Here is a 15181-nt window from a genome sequence, read left to right as displayed (position 1 = left end):
TTGGGTGCGGCGCGAAGGAGGAGCGATGTCGCTGTGTCAGGCGATCCGGGCGATCGATCGCCGGAGCGCGCTCGCGCGGATGCCCGGAACACGCACGACGGCGCGGCCGGCGCTCTGGCTGCGCGAGGCCGCCCTGATCGGGTTCGTCTACGCCGCCTACGAGCTCGGACGGCTCGTCGCCGACACCAGCGTCGCGCCCGCCCGCGACCGCGCCCTCTCCCTGCGCGGCGTCGAGCGGGGCCTTGGCGTCGACATCGAGGCGCGCGTCAACGCCTGGATCTCCGGGCACACCGTGTGCGAGGTCGCGGCGTCCTACTGGTACTCCGTGGCCCACTACGTCGTCACGCCGCTCGTGCTGATCTGGCTGTGGCGTCGTCGCCCGGCCCACTACCGCGTCCTGCGCACCACCCTCATCGGCGCCACCTTCGTCGCCCTGGCCCTCTACGTGCTGGCACCCACGGCGCCGCCACGCCTGCTGCCCGGCTATACCGACATCCTCGCCCGTACGGCCTGGGCCGGGTGGTGGTCGGGCGACGGCTCGGTCCCGCGCGGGCTCGGATCGGCAGCCAACCAGCTGGCCGCGATGCCCTCGATGCACGTCGGCTGGGCGCTGTGGGCCGCCATCGGCGTCGTCTCGGCGACCAGCGGACGCTGGCGCCACCTCGCCTGGCTCTATCCGATCATCACCACCGTGGTCGTCATCGCGACCGCCAACCACTGGCTGCTCGACGCGGTCGCCGGCGCCGCCATCGTCGCGGTGGCCTTCGCCGCCAGCTCGATGGTCGCGCGCCGGCGAGCGCCCGCGAGCACGTGGGTCAGGGCTGGATGAGCTCCAGGTCCACCAGCAGCGACGGGTGGGTCGGCTCCCAGCCCAGCGCCTCACGGGTGTGCGCACTCGAGGAGGGCTGGTCGAGCGCGAAGATCGCCCCGACCGGCCCGTACGTCTCCACCGGCACCGACTGCACCGGAACACCGAGGCGGCGGCCGATGACCTCCGCGATCTCCTTCACCTGATCGCCCTCGTCGGCGACCGCGTGCCATGACGTGCCGGCCGGCGCCTTCTCCAGCGCCAGCCGGAAGAGCGCGGCCGCGTCGGCGGAGTGGACCGCGGGCCAGCGCTGGGTGCCGTCGCCGGGGTAGCCCGAGACGCCGCTGCCGCGGGCGATCTGGGTGAGCAGGCCGGCGAAGCCGCCCTCGCCGTTCTGGTGGACGGTCCGAGGGAGGCGTACGGCCGAGGTCCGGACGCCCTGCTCGCTCAGCGCGAGCGTGCGGGTGACGGTGATGGAACGACCTGCGACCGGGCCCTCGACGGGCAGCGGGTCGGATTCGACGGACGTGCGGCCCGGGATCCACGGAGTGCCCGAGCAGACCACGAACGGCTTGTCGCTGCCGATCAGCGTCTCTCCGATCGCGGTGATCGCCGCGGTCTCCTCGGCGACGCCCTGCGCCAGCGCCTCGGGACTCGAGAAGTCGTTGCTGAACGCCAGGTGGATGACCCCGTCGGCCTCTGCAGCCGCCGCTCGGATGGCGTCGAGGTCGGTGAGCGCGCCCGACACGGCCTCGGCGCCGACCGCCGCGAGCTTGGCTGCGGACGCCTCCGCGCGGGCGAGTCCGGCGACGGTGTGGCCGTGGGCGAGGAGCTCGGCGACGACGGCCGAGCCGATGTTACCGGTGGCGCCGGTGACGAAGACCTTCATGGATGCCTCCTGCGAGTGATGCGACTTTGTCCCATCACCATAGCAAAGCGATGCGACAAAGTCCCGTCAACTACGATGAGCGCATGGCACGTTGGGAACCCGGGGCGCGTGAGCGGCTCGTCCTCGCGGCGGTCGACCTCTTCGCCGAGCAGGGGTACGACGCGACCACTGTCGCCGAGATCGCCGAGCGCGCCGGCGTCACCAAGAGCACGTTCTTCCGGCACTTCCACGACAAGCGCGAGACGCTCTCGGCGGGCCAGGAGGCGATGAGCCGGTTGCTGGTCGAGGGGATCGCCGCGGCACCGGCCGAGGCGAAGCCCCTGGCCGCGGTGGCGTCCGGACTCGAGCGTGCCGGCGAGGCGTTCGGGCCGATGAACCGGGAGATCGGGACGCGTCGGAAGGCGGCGATCGCCTCCAGCGCCGAGCTCCAGGAGCGCGACGCGCTCAAGCGGATCGGGCTCTCCGTGGCGATGACCGAGGCACTCGTCGCCCGTGGCGTCGCGGAGCCGGTCGCCCGTCTCGCCGCCGAGATGGGGGTGCTGGCGTTCCATCAGGGGTACGCCGCCTGGGTCGACGCGCCGGACGACTCCGACTTCGGGCCGCACGCCGTCGCCGCGCTGGACGCGCTGCGCGAGGCGAGCGCCGCGCTCGGATGACGATCTGGCACGACCATCCGGCCGGCGTGTAACGCGGGCGGGTGCCCACCGCGTCTAGGCACTGTCAACAACCCGACGACAGGAGACCCGGTGGCGAGATCATGACCAGGGACGACGAGTTCCAGCAGTTCGCCGAGGAGCGACTGCAGGCCCTCTACCGCTCCGCCTACTTCCTGTGCGGCGACGCGCACACGGCCGAGGACCTCGTGCAGGAGACGCTCACCCGCGTCTACCTCGCCTGGGGCCGCCGGATCGACAACCACGTCGCCTACGCCCACACCACTCTCACCCGCGTCTTCCTCACCACGAGGAGGCGACGCAGCTCGACCGAGCAGCCCAGCGAGCTGCTCCGGGAGAGCGGGTACGCCGACCCCGACGTGGCGACCCGCCTGGACCTGCAGGCGACGCTCGCCGAGCTCACCCCGCTCGATCGCGCGATCGTCGTCCTCCGTTACCTGGAGGACCTGCCCGTCGAGGCGGTCGCCGACGCCGTCCACCTCTCCGCCGGCAATGTCCGCGTCCGCGCCCACCGCGCACTGGAGCGACTGCGCCACTTCCTCGACAACCCGAACCAGGACCAGGAGGTCCTCGCATGACCGAAGACCAGATCGCGCGGCTGTTCCAGCGTGCCGCCGACACCGTTCCGCCCGTCGCCGACCCGATCGCCGGCGTCATCGCCGGGTCCATCGCCCGGGGTCGTCGGCGCCGGCTCGTACGACGCTCCGCCCTCGGCGCCGGCACGCTCGCCGCTCTCGCCGTGGTCGGCGGGATCGCCGTCAACACCCTCGGCGGCGAGGGGGCCGCGGCGACCAGCAGCACCACACCGTTCGCTTCGGAGCCCTCGTCGACCGCCTCCTCGGCGACGTTCGTCGGCACCGCGCTCGCCAACGGGCAGACGTTCACGATGCCGAGCGGCGCAACCGTGGCGGTGAGCCGCCTGCCTCGCACGGCCGGTGTCGGCGGGGGCGGCTCGACGCTGCTCGCCGACGCCGCCGACGGTCATCCGCAGTGGATCCTCACGGTCGGCGGCACCGCGTCGGCGTCGCAGGCGGCCTCCGACGGGGCGCTCCTGCACGCCACCTACCCGAACGCCCTGATCCTGCGGCAGCGCACCGCCCAGGAGAAGCGCGCCGCGAATCGGGCCGCAGCGGCCGAGGAGCAGGCGCTCGCGAACGCGACGGCCGAGCACCCCGTGGCGCTCGACCTGCCCGGCTGGACGTGCCACTTCGGCACCAAGGCCAACGAGTGCACCGGCCCGGGCGGCACGCCGGCCGTGATGGTGCAGTACGGCACCGGCGCCGACCGTGCGGCGCAGACCGCGGGTCTCGCCAACCAGGGCACCGTCCCGATGCTCGGCGGCACCGGCCTGGTGCTGCACGACCCGAGCGCCGAGCCGGTCACCGAGAGCACCGGCGGCACCGACCACGGCCTGGGCGGCACCAGCATCGTCGGGCCGCAGCTCGCCGACGGCACCTACGTCTGGGTGGCGTACTACCCGTTCGCCGGCACGACCCTCGACGACATGACGCAGGTCGCGAGCGCCTTGCACTGGCAGTAGCCGCCCGCCGGACGGCGCGTCGGGCGCGGAGCGCGAGCTCCGCGCCCGTCCGCGCTCCTCCCGGGCCGGGTCCGAGCGCTCTACGATCGCCAGCATGGGCGAGACCGCATCGACCGAGGCAGCGGAGCGGCACGCGAGCTGGATCGAGCTCTTCTTCGACCTCGTCGCCGTGGCCGGTGTCGCGTCGCTCTCGCACCTGCTGATCGGTGAGCTCTCGTGGGACGCGCTCGGTCTCTACGTCCTGCTCTTCATCGCGTTCTGGCAGACGTGGGCTGCGTTCATGGTCTTCGGCGACGTCGGCGGCGACACCGTCCGGCTCATCCAGGTCCTGGTGGGCATGTTCGGCATCGGCGCGATGTCGGCGGCGATCCCGCAGGCGTCCCACTGGGTGCTGGCCTCGCCCCACGAGTCCGCTGCCCGCGGCGGGGCTCAGCTCTTCGCGGTCGCGTACTTCTTCACCCGGACGTCCGCCTCGGGCGCGATCGGCAACAAGCTCGTCATCGACTTCCCGATCGTGCAGCGGACCTTCGGGGCGGTGCCGTGGCTGGTCTCGGTCTTCGTCCACGACGTCCGCGCCGTCGTCGTGCTGTGGACGCTCGGCATCGCCATCGACCTGCTCGGCATGCTGTTCATCTCGGGCGAGCGGATGAGGGAGGAGATCGACCGGCGCTACGAGCAGCAGGCGATCCGGGTGAACGCCGCGGGTGTCGCCGATCATCCCCGGATGCAACAGCGGATGGAGCGCTTCCGCGTCACCGCTGTCTCCCTCTCCGGGGAGCACTTCGCCGAGCGGCTGGGCCTGCTGGTGATCATCGTCCTGGGCGAGGGCGTCGTGCAGGTGGTCGATGCCAGCGCGGAGCTACCGATCGCCTGGTCGACCGGCTTCGCCGCGGCGCTCTGCTTCGGCCTGCTCGCGGCCCTCTTCGCCCTCTCCCTGCTCGCCGGGAGCGCGGGGCTGCCCCTGGCCGACGTCGACGCTCTGCCCGCACGCGCGACCCTCGCGCTGCACGCCCTGACCACCGGCGTCATCACGGCGCTGGCGGTCGGCCTCGCACACGCGATGGAGCTGCGGCACGAGCCCGCCCCCGATGCGATCCGGTGGCTGCTGTGCGGCTCGGTCGCCCTCTACCTCGCGATCGCCCTCCTGGCGCGTCTCGTCGCCGGCCCGGGCGACGGAACAGGCGACGGAACGGGCGTCGGCACACGTACGCCGACGTGGCCGCTCGCCGTGGCGACCCTCGCGCCGGTCGTCGTCGGGCTGCTCGGCGACGACCTCCGTGCGACCCGGCTGGTGGCGCTCCTGCTCGTCATCCTCCTGGTCGTCGCGTCCCGGTCGCTTCCGCGGCGTTGAGCGCCCCAGTCAAAACTCCGGTCACACCCTCCGTCAGACCACCGGTCAGACCACCGGTCAGGCCAGGGGCACGACGGGGTCGCCGACCCGGAGGCGGCCGGCGCCGAGCGGCACGAGCCGGATCCCGAACCAGGTCTTGCCGTCCCACGAGCGCTTGCGGGCGAGCGTACGGATCGGCTCCTTGGCCTTCGCCAGCGTCGCGGGGTCGTAGAGGGTGACCGCGCAGCGGTCGCAGAGCTCGGAGACGCGGAACTCGATCTCGCCGATCCGCACCCGCGACCAGCGGTCCTCGGCGAAGGGCTCGTGCCCGTCGACGATGACGTTCGAGCGGAACCGCTCGGGCGCCATCGGACGCACCGTGCCGGCCTCGCGGCCGTCGACCTCGGCGGTCTCGGCGATCCACGTGTCGAGCTGGTCGAGGGACGTGCGGGAGATGAGGTGCAGGGGCGCGTCCCAGGCGAGCGAGGTGACCTCGCCGGGCAGGCCGCCGTGCTCCGGGGCGATGGCACGGGTCGCCCCGGCCGGAAGGTGGATGAGCTGCAGGTCGCGGCCGAGCGCGGCGGTCAGCCACGCGTTCGCGGCGGCCGGCCCGCGCAGGGCGTGCGTCAGGCCCGGGAAGTCGACCTCCATGGATGCACCGCAGTCCTCGGGCCCGATGGCGATCGAGCCGGCGCCGTCGTGCTCCAGCAGCAGCCCTCCGCCGGGCAGGGCCTCGGCCCGGATCGCGAGGCTGCCCGGGTGCTCGCCGAGCCAGGAGTGCGAGCCGGCGGCGTCCACGATCGCCCAGCGCCGGTCGCCCACCAGGCCCCAGCGCTCGACCTCGACGTCGTCGACGGCCACCCCGGCCGCGGACTTGAGCGGGTGGATCCAGAGGTGGGCGAGGCGACCGGTCATGGGGACAACCTTGCTGGTTCAGCGGTGAAACCGCAGTGAAACCCCGGTGAAGGCGGCGGGGTCCATCGTTGGATCCGAAGCCGACCACCGTCCCCCGAGGAGCCGATATGAGCACCGCAACCGTCGAACCGACACCCACCGCCTCCCGCACCTACGCCTCGCTCGGCGCGGCGTGGATCCCGATGCTCGCCCTCTGCATGGCGTTCTTCGTCGAGATGGTGGACAACACCCTGCTGTCGATCGCGATCCCGACGATCGGGCGCGACCTGCACGGCACCACCACGTCGCTGCAGTGGATCACCGGCGCCTACTCACTGACCTTCGGCGGCCTCCTGCTCACCGCCGGCTCGCTGGCCGACCGGTTCGGTCGCCGTCGCGTGTTGCAGATCGGGCTGGCGATCTTCGGCTCGCTCAGCCTGCTGGTCGTCTTCGTGGACAGCACCAGCCAGCTGATCGCGCTGCGTGCCGCCCTCGGCGTCGCCGCGGCCATGATGGCCCCGATCACCAACAGCCTCGTCTTCCGCCTCTTCGACGACGAGAAGCTCCGGATGCGAGCGATGACCGTCATGATCACGGTCGGGATGAGCGGCTTCATCCTCGGCCCGCTGCTCGGCGGCACCGCGCTGGCGCACGTCAGCTGGGAGTGGCTGCTCGTGGTCAACGCCCCGATCGCGCTGATCGCCTTCATCGGCGTGCGGATCGGTGTCGCCCCCGACGCCGCGGACGGTCTCACCAAGGACAAGCTCGACCTGCTCGGCGCCGCGTTCAGCATCGCCACCATCGGCCTGGCCTGCTACACCCTCACCAGCGGCGTCGAGAACGGCTGGGGCTCGCTGATCACCATCGCCTCGGGCCTCGGCGCCGTCGCCGCCCTGGTCGGCTTCATCTGGCACGAGCGCACCACCGCCGAGCCGATGCTCGACATGAAGGTCTTCTCCAACGGCACCGTCCGCGGCGCCACCATCGCCCAGCTCGGCACCGCGATCGCGATGGCCGGCGTGATGTTCGGGCTGATCCTGCACTTCCAGTACGCCTACGGCTGGAGCCCGGTCCGCGCGGGCCTGGCCAACCTCCCGTTGATCGTGACCATGCTGCTCGCGACGCCGCTCTCCGAGGGCCTCGGCAAGCGCTTCGGTCACCGGATCGCCTGCCTGATCGGCGCCGGGTTCCTCACCGTCTCGCTCGCCGGCATGGCCTGGGGCGTGCACCACGGCTACGTCGCGATCGCCGTCTCCATGGTCCTGATGACGATCGGCCTGCGCACCGTGATGACCATCTGCGCGGTCGCCCTGGTCGCCGCGATGCCGGAGAACCGCACCTCCCTGGGCGCCGCACTCAACGACACCGCCCAGGAGGTCGGCACCAGCGTCGGCACCGCGGTGATCGGCACCATGATCGCGGCCCTGGTGACGGTGAACCTGCCGGCCGGCGCGTGGAGCAGCTCGCTGATCGAGTCGTTCTTCCACGGCGAGAGCGTCGCGTACGGCGTCCTCGCGGTCGTGGTCGGCGTCATCGCGAGCTGGGGTGCGCTGAACCTCAGCAACTCCCACGATGTGGAGGAGGCGCACTGACAGCGGCCGTCGTCGGCTGACGCGGGAGCGGTGGAGTCACCTCGGTGGCTCCACCGCTTCTTTGCGTTCCCGAAAGGTGGAGCGCGCCGCGCTGGCCGCGCTGGACCCGGTCGAGGCCCGCGAGGCTGAGCCGCCTACGACCGCACCCATCCGTACGGGCCCCGGCGCACCCCGGGAAGAGCTGTGACGAGGGCGAGCACGACGGTACCGCCGGCGAGGCACACCAGGCTGCGCTCGAAGGCGACGTCGATGCCGCGACCGCCCGCGCCGTAGAACACCGGCCCGATCAGGGCCACGCCGAGCGAGTTCCCGAGCTGCTGGACCATCGACAGCGCGCCGCTGACGGTCGCCGCGTGCTGGGGCTCGACCCGGGCCATCGCGGAGCCGACTGCCCGCGGCGCGGGTCGCCGTCACCACGTACGACGGGCCGCTGATCGACCTCGACCAGGCCTACAGCGCCGTCGGGACCTGGGTCTGGGTGCAGGCCCGATCGGCCGAGGGACCGGTGCGCGAGCGCTACCTGCCGACCGGTGATCCGGACGACCTGCTCGCCCACGTGACCGAGGTGTGCTGGCCGGTCGGCTGAGGCCGGTCAGACCCCGAGTGCGGCGAGGACCCGCTCGAACGTCTCCCGCTCCGCCGGCGCGATCTCGGCGAGGAGCTCGTCCTCCATCGACCGGATCTCCGTGCGGCAGCGGGTCAGCAGGCGTCGGCCGGCCGGGGTGAGGGCGACGACCCGGTTGCGCCGGTCGGCGGGATCGGGGGAGCGGGTCACCAACCCGCGGCCCTCGAGGCCGTCGAGGTTGCCGATGAGGCGGGTCTTGTCCCTCCCGGAGGCGGTGGCCAGATCGCGCTGCGTCGCGGCGGCGCCGTCGCTGAGGCTGCCGAGGATGACGTAGTCCCACATCTCGAGGCCCGCGCGCTCCAGGATCGGCGTCTCCCGGCGGATGATCTCGCGCAGGAGGTCGGCGGTCAGCTTGCCGAGGTCGGGGCGCTCCATGGCACGCGATCCTAGGCCTTGCGAATCATCTACAAGTGCGTACGATCTACCTATGATGACGGAACCGTTGAGCGGATGCTTCGAGAGGGCGCTGGACGACGCGGATGCGCTGGTGCATCGCGCCGCGCAGGCGCCGCTCGGGCTGGCGACGCCGTGCGCGGGCTGGGACCTCGGTGCGCTGCTGGGCCACATGATCGGTCAGAACGACGGCTTCGCGGCTGCGGTCCGCGACGGAGACGCACCCACATCGGCGTACGCGGCGCCGGTGCTGGAGGCCGGCGACGTGCTGCCACGCTGGACCGCCTCGGCGCAGCGGCTGCGCGAGGCGTTCCGGTCCGCGCCGCCGGATCGGCCGGTCCGGCTCGCGGAGCTCGACGTCCGGGTCACCGCCGAGCTCGCGCTCGGGATGCAGGTCGTCGACTGCGCCGTCCACGCCTGGGACGTCGCGACCGCGCTGAGCGAGGAGTACCGGCCCGACGCGGAGATCGTCGAGGTCGTGCTGGGGAGCGCCCGGGCGATCGCGGCCCGCCCGGGCGGCACGCCCGGCGTCTTCGCGCCGCCACGCGAGGCCGCCGACGCCGATCCGTGGACCGAGGCGCTCGCGCTGCTCGGCCGCTGACGGGGATAGTCCGGGACGTTCTGGCTGGGTCTGCGGTCCTCGGACCAACCAGAACGTCCCGGACTATCCGGCGATGCGTCAGGCGAGCGCGGCCTTCAGGAACGCGACGGCCTGGGCCACGGCGGCCCGGGCGGCGTGCGTGTCGTGCAGGGAGTTCACCATCACGAAGTCGTGCACGATGCCCTGGTAGCGGACCGCGGTGACCGGGACGCCGGCCTGGCGCAGCTTGGCGGCGTACGCCTCGCCCTCGTCGCGCAGCACGTCGGCCTCGGCGGTGATGATCAACGCCTGGGGCAGGCCGGCGAGCTGCTCGAGCGAGGCGCGCAGCGGCGAGGCGGTGATGTGGGCGCGCTCCTCCTCCGAGGTCGTGTACTGGTCCCAGAACCACTGCATGCCGTCGCGACGCAGGAAGTAGCCCTCGGCGAACTCGTGGTAGCTGGCGGTGTCGAAGGACGCGTCGGTGACCGGGTAGAAGAGCACCTGGCCGGCGAAGGTGACGTCGCCGCGCTCCTTGGCGAGCAGCGTCAGCGCGGCCGACATGTTGCCGCCCACCGAGTCGCCGGCCACCGCGATCCGCGAGGAGTCCAGGCCCTTCGAGGAGCCCTCCTTCGTGACCCACCGCGCCGCGGCGTACGCCTGCTCGATGGCGTGCGGGTAGCGGACGTCGGGGGAGCGGTCGTACTCCGGGAAGACGACGGCGGCTTGGGCGCCGACCGCGAGGTCGCGGACCAGGCGGTCGTGGGTGTGCGCGTCGCCGAACACCCAGCCGGCGCCGTGCACGTAGACGATCACCGGGAGCTGGCCGCTGGCGCCGGCCGGCTTCACCAGGCGGACCTTGACGGAGTCTCCACTCGGTCCGACCGGACCACCGGGGATCTCGATCCACTCCTCGTCGATCTCCGGCTTGAAGATCGGGTCGTCCTGCACGCCGTCGACGGCGGCGCGGCCCTCGGCGACGGGGAGCTGGAAGAGGTACGGGGGCTCGGCGGTGGCCTCGACGAAGGCCTGGGCGGCCGGCTCGAGAGCGATGTTGCGGGGGTTGGCGGTCATGTCGATTGCTCCTTCGACTGGGTGGGGTGATGCGGTGGTGGATTCGGGAAGGCGCGGGTCGGGATCGGTCGCGCTCAGCCGCGGAGCGCGCGCTCGATGACGTCGGCGACCTCGCGCGGATGGGTCTGCATCAGCAGGTGCGGGCCGTCGAGCTCGACGACCTCCTTGAGTGCGGCCCGGGTGTACCCGAACCGCTCGACGTCGGGGTTGATGGTCCGGTCGGCCGCCGCTACGACGCCCCAGCCGGGCTTGGTCCGCCAGGCCGCGGTGGAGGCGGGCTCGCCGAAGGCGGCGTACGACAGCGGACGCTGCGAGACCGCGAGCACCTCGGCGATACGGGCGTCGAGTCCGCCGGCGAAGACGGACGGGAACGCGGCGATCTCGACCGAGACGTCCGTGCCCGGCTCGGCGCCTGCGACGGGGTAGGGCCGGGTGACGAGGTGCGCGGCGAGGTCGGAGTCGGGAAAGCCGCCCTGCAGTTCGCCCAGGCTCTCGCCGGCCTCCAGGACGTAGCCGGCCACGAAGACGAGCCCGACGACGTTCTCGGCCGCGCCGGCGACACCGATGACGGCGCCGCCGTAGCTGTGCCCGGCGAGGACGACCGGGCCCTCGATCTGCTCGACGAGTGCGCGGACCGAGGCGGCGTCCTCGGCGAGGCTGCGCAGGTAGACCGGGGGTGCGATGACGGTGTGGCCACGATCCAGCAGCTCGCGGGTGACCGGTGCCCAGGACGCGGCATCGGCGAACGCGCCGTGGACGAGGACGACGGTGGGAGACGTCATGACCTGCTCCTTGGGGGATGCCGCCGGCCAGCCCGAGCGGACAGTGCTCGACGCTAGGCGGCGCCGATCAGGGATGTCGCGCTGGTGCGCGCTCGGTCAAGGACTCGTGCGCGCGAGGTCAAGCGCCGTCGAGGAGGCCCGCTGCAGGAGGCGCCACTCGCGGGGGGAGTGGTCGTACCGCGCCCGGAACGCCCGGCTGAAGTGGGCCGGCGACTTGAAGCCCGATCGCTCGGCGACCTGCTCGATCGTGGTGCCGGGTGGGGAGTCGATGAGCAGGGCGGCCGCACGGTCGAGCCGGGCGGTCAGGATGCTGCCCGCGACCGACCGGGACTCGGCCTGGAACGCCTTCTGCAGCCGGCGCAGCGAGACACGGACGCCGTCGGCGACGTCGGCCGGGGTGAGTCGGGGTTGGGCGGCGTGGATGTCGATGTGCCGCAGCGCCTCCACCACCAGGTTGCGGTGCTCGATCTCGGGGGCGGTGAAGCGGCCGACGTACTCGTCGACGAACGCGGAGGTGAAGTCGATGACCGAGCGGGCCATCGCGGCCGAGGTGCCGGCGGTGAGCGTCGCGGAGTGGCGCAGGGCGTGGGCGACCACCGACCACATCAGCCGGGACGCGCCGTTGTCGAGCCCGAACACCTCCCCGGTGACGGCGTCCTTCTGACGGGGGCTGAGCCCGATCGCATCGGCCTGCAGGCGGATCGAGAGGGACCGGAAGTCGGGGGTATAGCGGAAGTCGGTCTCACGCTGCATGTACTTGGCGCTCATCGTGCCGGGGATCGTCTCGAGGGTCGCGTGCGACTGCCGCACCACGATCGATCCGCGGGTGACGAACGCCCAGGCCATCATGTTCCCGGGGTCGCGGTAGCCCTGGCTCGGGCGGTCCGCCGCCGTGTGCGCGACGGTCTGGGTGACCTGGACGGCACCCAGGTCGACGAACTGGGCGGCGGTGGCCGCCGACGTGAGGAATTGCCCGTCGCGGCGCTCAACCAACGGAAGAAACATGCCGAGCGCACCCTCCTTCGGTCCTTGTACGGCGTAAGCCTAGACCGCGGGTCCGGCGGTCCGGAAGGTGCTCCGATAGCCGCTCGGAGAGACGTCGTACACCCGGCGCAGGTGCGCCCGGAGCGAGGCGGCGGTGCCGAATCCGGCGCAGGCCGCGACCTCGTCGACCGGCGCGTCGGTGGTCTCCAGCAGCCGCTGCGCGTGCCGCAGGCGCTGCTGGATCAGCCAGCCGCCGGGAGTCAGGCCGGTCTCGGCGCGGAAGCGGCGGTTGAAGGTCCGTACGCTCATCCGTGCCTGGTGCGCCAGGTCGGCCAGGGAGATCGGTCGGTCGAGGTGGGCCAGGGCCCAGGAGCGGGCGGCGCCCGTCGACCCGTCGCCGGGCCCGGGCAGCGGCGCGTCGATGAACTGTGCCTGCCCGCCGTCTCGCCACGGCGGCACCACGAGGTGGCGCGCGACCGCGTTGGCGACCTCGGCGCCGTGGTCGACCCGCACGATGTGGAGACACAGGTCGACCCCGGCACTCAGTCCGGCCGATGTGAGCACGTGGCCGTCATCGACGTAGAGGACCCGCGGGTCGAGCTCGACGCCGGGATAGAGCCGCCGGAACTCCTCGGCCGCCGCCCAATGGGTGGTCGCGATGCGGCCCTCGAGCAGCCCGGCCGCGGCGAGGACGAAGGCGCCGCTGCAGATCGAGGCGACACGGACCCCGGGCCGGCGCCGGGCGAGAGCGGCACCCAGATCGGCGGGCAGGGTGCCCCGGCGCCGCGGTCCGTCGCAGTGGTTGCCCGGCACCACGATCAGGTCGGCGGTGTCGACCAGGGAGGCATCGCCCTGGGGGATGATCGCGAACCCCTCGGTCGTGGCGACAGCGGCGCCCGACGGGCTGGCGAGGAGGACCTCGTAGAGACGGTGCCCGGACTCGGCGGCAGCCTGGCCGAAGACCTGTGCCGGGATCACCGCGTCGTACCCGACGACGGGCTCGGCGAGCAGCACCACCACCCGGGTCACCATGGCCAGATCCTCACATATATCGGCATCCGTGCCACTCGCCCGCACGCGGCGGAAGCCGCGACGCTGGGGCCATGAGCACCCAGCAGCAGCGCACCGTCGGGATCCTCGCCTTCGACGCGATGGAGGTCCTCGACTACGCCGGCCCGTACGAGGTCTTCAACGTCGCAGGCGAGAGCGGCGCCGGGTTCGCCGTCCACGCGATCGGCACCAAGCCCGGACCGATCGTGGCACGCGGCGGCTTCACCGTGCTGCCGCCCGTCACCATCGCCGATCCGGCCGTGCCCGACATCCTGATCGTGCCCGGCGGTGGCGGCACCCGCCCTCTGCTGCACGACGAGGCCGTCCTGGCGTGGGTGCGCGCGGTCGCGCCGCAGGTCGAGCTCACTCTCTCGGTCTGCACCGGCGCGCTCGTCCTGGCGGCGGCCGGCGTCCTCGCCGACACCCGCGCTACCACCCACCACCAGGCTCTCGGCGAGCTCGCCGCGCTCTCGCCCGCGCTGGAGGTCGTGGCGGGCGAGCGGTTCGTGCAGAACAGCGAGCGGGTCTGGACCTCCGGCGGGATCTCGGCCGGCATCGATCTCGCCCAACACATCGTCGGCCTCCTCGCGGGCGAGGAGGCGAAGGCGACCGTGATCGAGGAGATGGAGTGGCTGTGGTGAGCCCTCAGGCCAGGACGCCGATCGGGGCCACCGTGTGCCCCGGGAAGAGCGCGCTCATGCTGCGCCCGGGGAAGCGCTTGGCGACCACCTCGCCGATCACGTCGCGGTAGTCGGTGGTGACGGCCAGGTCGTCGTCCACGTACGGGTTGGCGGTGGTCAGCCCCGGCCAGGAGCCGTGGTAGCGGCCGCCGCGGACGCCCGCGCCGAAGAGCAGCATCATGTTGCCCCAGCCGTGGTCCAGCCCGCCGGCGCCGTTCTCGGTCAGCCGGCGCCCGAACTCGCTGATGGTGAGCACGGTGACGCGGCCGAGGTCCGAGCCGAGGTCGGTCAGGAACGCGGCGATGCTGGAGGCCAGCGCGTCGACCAGGTTCGTCATCGTGCCTCCGTCGGCGGAGCCGTAGTTGGCGTGGAGGTCCCACGACCCGAAGTCGATCGAGACCACCTCGGTGCCGATGTCGGCACGGATCAGCCGGGCGGTGTCCTGCAGGGCGTCGGCGAGGTCGACGGCCGGCCAGGAGGTCGGGTACGCCGCCCCATTGCGTGGCTTGTCGGTCGAGGCCGAGGACTTCGCGAGCCGGTCGGTGACCACCAGCGCACTGCGGGTCGCGGCGCCGAGCACGCCTGACGTGCCGCTCCACACCGTCGCGACGCTCTGGCGGCGGCGGCCCTGCCAGGTGGCGTCGTCATAGCGAGGGTCGGCCCCGGAGAGCGCGACGTCGCCGAGCCCGCTCGCGGCCAGGATCGGAGCCGGGCCGCTGACCAGGGTCGGAGGCATCGTCGAGGTCAGGTGGACGGCCTCGGTCGGGCTGACGGTGCTGTTGAGCCCGATCATCCGGTTGACCCAGCCGCGCCGGGCCGAGCTGGTCGGGTCGGCCTCCTCGATCTCCTCCATCGCAGAGAAATGCGAGCGGTTGGGCATCGGCAGCCCGACGGCCTGGACGGCCGCGAACTGGCCGCTCTTCCACCACGGCAGCAGCGGCGCCATCGCCGGGTGCAGGCCGAACATCGAGTCGCCCGCGAGCAGCTTCGCGGCCGGGACGCCGATCCCCGGACGGGCCGGGGCGTACGCCGGATCGCCGTGCGGGACCACCACGCCCATCCCGTCGATCGCGCCGCGCAGCGAGAGCACGACCAGCACGTTGCCGGGCGTGGCGGCCAGCGGGTCGACGCTCTCGGCGTATGCGACCTGGCGGACCGCGTCGCCGAAGACGCTGATCGCGACCCCGCCCAGCGAGGCGGCGCCCAGCCCGGCCAGGAAGCCGCGGCGCGACAGCGTCACGGAGCGGTGCTCGGCGCAGCAGGGGTCGGTCATCTCGGTGCTCTTTCGG

General features: G+C 72.7%; 18 protein-coding genes. 9 read left to right on the top strand and 9 right to left on the bottom strand.

Annotated elements, in window-relative coordinates; translation table 11 throughout:
* Positions 1–25 precede the first annotated feature (25 nt).
* Positions 26–829: a phosphatase PAP2 family protein gene (locus tag ACZ5L9_RS06540; RefSeq protein WP_464535272.1), complete on the top strand. Its 804-nt coding sequence runs from the start codon at positions 26–28 to the stop codon at positions 827–829.
* Here the strand turns inward: ACZ5L9_RS06540 and ACZ5L9_RS06535 are convergent.
* Complete coding sequence (locus ACZ5L9_RS06535) at positions 816–1697, bottom strand: SDR family oxidoreductase (RefSeq protein WP_464535270.1); 882 nt, start codon at positions 1695–1697, stop codon at positions 816–818. The two genes, ACZ5L9_RS06540 and ACZ5L9_RS06535, sit on opposite strands and share 14 nt — an antisense overlap.
* A gap of 83 nt (positions 1698–1780) precedes the next feature.
* Between ACZ5L9_RS06535 and ACZ5L9_RS06530 the strand changes: the two genes are divergently transcribed.
* From ACZ5L9_RS06530 to ACZ5L9_RS06515, 4 genes are all read left to right on the top strand, one after another.
* Positions 1781–2353 carry a TetR/AcrR family transcriptional regulator gene (locus tag ACZ5L9_RS06530; protein ID WP_464535267.1) on the top strand — a complete coding sequence of 191 codons (573 nt, stop codon included), beginning with the start codon at positions 1781–1783 and terminating at the stop codon, positions 2351–2353.
* Positions 2354–2454: 101 nt separating this feature from the next.
* Positions 2455–2949, top strand: coding sequence for a SigE family RNA polymerase sigma factor (locus ACZ5L9_RS06525; protein WP_464535265.1), 495 nt, complete (start codon positions 2455–2457; stop codon positions 2947–2949).
* A complete protein-coding gene (locus tag ACZ5L9_RS06520) occupies positions 2946–3911 on the top strand; it encodes a hypothetical protein (protein ID WP_464535263.1) in 966 nt (321 codons plus the stop codon). Before ACZ5L9_RS06525 ends, ACZ5L9_RS06520 begins: the two co-directional genes overlap by 4 nt.
* Before the next feature lie 94 nt (positions 3912–4005).
* Entirely contained in the window at positions 4006–5262 is a 1257-nt protein-coding gene (locus ACZ5L9_RS06515) for a low temperature requirement protein A (protein WP_464535261.1), read from the top strand.
* Between the two features lie 57 nt (positions 5263–5319).
* Here ACZ5L9_RS06515 and ACZ5L9_RS06510 read toward each other — a convergent pair whose 3' ends face one another.
* Positions 5320–6156, bottom strand: a complete 837-nt coding sequence (locus ACZ5L9_RS06510) for an MOSC domain-containing protein (RefSeq protein ID WP_464535259.1) — start codon at positions 6154–6156, stop codon at positions 5320–5322.
* 107 nt (positions 6157–6263) lie between these two features.
* On the opposite strand from ACZ5L9_RS06510, the gene ACZ5L9_RS06505 reads away from it, so the two are divergent.
* Positions 6264–7727, top strand: a complete 1464-nt coding sequence (locus ACZ5L9_RS06505; RefSeq protein WP_464535257.1) for an MFS transporter — start codon at positions 6264–6266, stop codon at positions 7725–7727.
* 134 nt (positions 7728–7861) lie between these two features.
* Here ACZ5L9_RS06505 and ACZ5L9_RS06500 read toward each other — a convergent pair whose 3' ends face one another.
* On the bottom strand, positions 7862–8104 hold the full coding sequence (locus tag ACZ5L9_RS06500; protein ID WP_464535255.1) for a hypothetical protein: 243 nt from the start codon (positions 8102–8104) through the stop codon (positions 7862–7864).
* An 11-nt stretch (positions 8105–8115) separates the two neighbouring features.
* Here ACZ5L9_RS06500 and ACZ5L9_RS06495 point away from each other — a divergent pair, with 11 nt between their 5' ends.
* Positions 8116–8313: a GyrI-like domain-containing protein gene (locus tag ACZ5L9_RS06495; RefSeq protein ID WP_464536816.1), complete on the top strand. Its 198-nt coding sequence runs from the start codon at positions 8116–8118 to the stop codon at positions 8311–8313.
* 6 nt (positions 8314–8319) lie between these two features.
* On the opposite strand, the gene ACZ5L9_RS06490 is transcribed toward ACZ5L9_RS06495, so the two are convergent.
* Positions 8320–8727, bottom strand: a complete 408-nt coding sequence (locus ACZ5L9_RS06490) for a MarR family winged helix-turn-helix transcriptional regulator (RefSeq protein WP_464535253.1) — start codon at positions 8725–8727, stop codon at positions 8320–8322.
* Positions 8728–8779: 52 nt separating this feature from the next.
* On the opposite strand from ACZ5L9_RS06490, the gene ACZ5L9_RS06485 reads away from it, so the two are divergent.
* The gene (locus tag ACZ5L9_RS06485; RefSeq protein ID WP_464535251.1) at positions 8780–9346 is read left to right on the top strand and encodes a TIGR03086 family metal-binding protein; all 567 of its coding nucleotides are present in this window, start codon (positions 8780–8782) and stop codon (positions 9344–9346) included.
* Positions 9347–9424: 78 nt separating this feature from the next.
* Here ACZ5L9_RS06485 and ACZ5L9_RS06480 read toward each other — a convergent pair whose 3' ends face one another.
* The 4 genes from ACZ5L9_RS06480 to ACZ5L9_RS06465 form a co-directional block, all read right to left on the bottom strand.
* Positions 9425–10396 (bottom strand): alpha/beta hydrolase, encoded by a 972-nt coding sequence (locus tag ACZ5L9_RS06480; RefSeq protein ID WP_464535249.1) that lies wholly within the window; start codon positions 10394–10396, stop codon positions 9425–9427.
* 74 nt (positions 10397–10470) lie between these two features.
* Complete coding sequence (locus ACZ5L9_RS06475) at positions 10471–11178, bottom strand: alpha/beta fold hydrolase (RefSeq protein WP_464535247.1); 708 nt, start codon at positions 11176–11178, stop codon at positions 10471–10473.
* 96 nt (positions 11179–11274) lie between these two features.
* On the bottom strand, positions 11275–12183 hold the full coding sequence (locus tag ACZ5L9_RS06470) for a helix-turn-helix transcriptional regulator (RefSeq protein ID WP_464535245.1): 909 nt from the start codon (positions 12181–12183) through the stop codon (positions 11275–11277).
* 39 nt (positions 12184–12222) lie between these two features.
* Entirely contained in the window at positions 12223–13194 is a 972-nt protein-coding gene (locus ACZ5L9_RS06465) for a GlxA family transcriptional regulator (protein ID WP_464535242.1), read from the bottom strand.
* Positions 13195–13265: 71 nt separating this feature from the next.
* On the opposite strand from ACZ5L9_RS06465, the gene ACZ5L9_RS06460 reads away from it, so the two are divergent.
* A complete protein-coding gene (locus ACZ5L9_RS06460) occupies positions 13266–13853 on the top strand; it encodes a DJ-1/PfpI family protein (protein WP_464535239.1) in 588 nt (195 codons plus the stop codon).
* Between the two features lie 4 nt (positions 13854–13857).
* Here ACZ5L9_RS06460 and ACZ5L9_RS06455 read toward each other — a convergent pair whose 3' ends face one another.
* On the bottom strand, positions 13858–15165 hold the full coding sequence (locus ACZ5L9_RS06455) for a DUF1501 domain-containing protein (RefSeq protein WP_464535236.1): 1308 nt from the start codon (positions 15163–15165) through the stop codon (positions 13858–13860).
* Positions 15166–15181 lie beyond the last annotated feature (16 nt).

It is taken from the genome of Nocardioides sp. JCM 18998 (assembly GCF_055391535.1).
The sequence above is the reverse complement of the archived record's forward strand: the minus strand, read 5'-3'. Positions and strand labels throughout refer to the sequence as shown.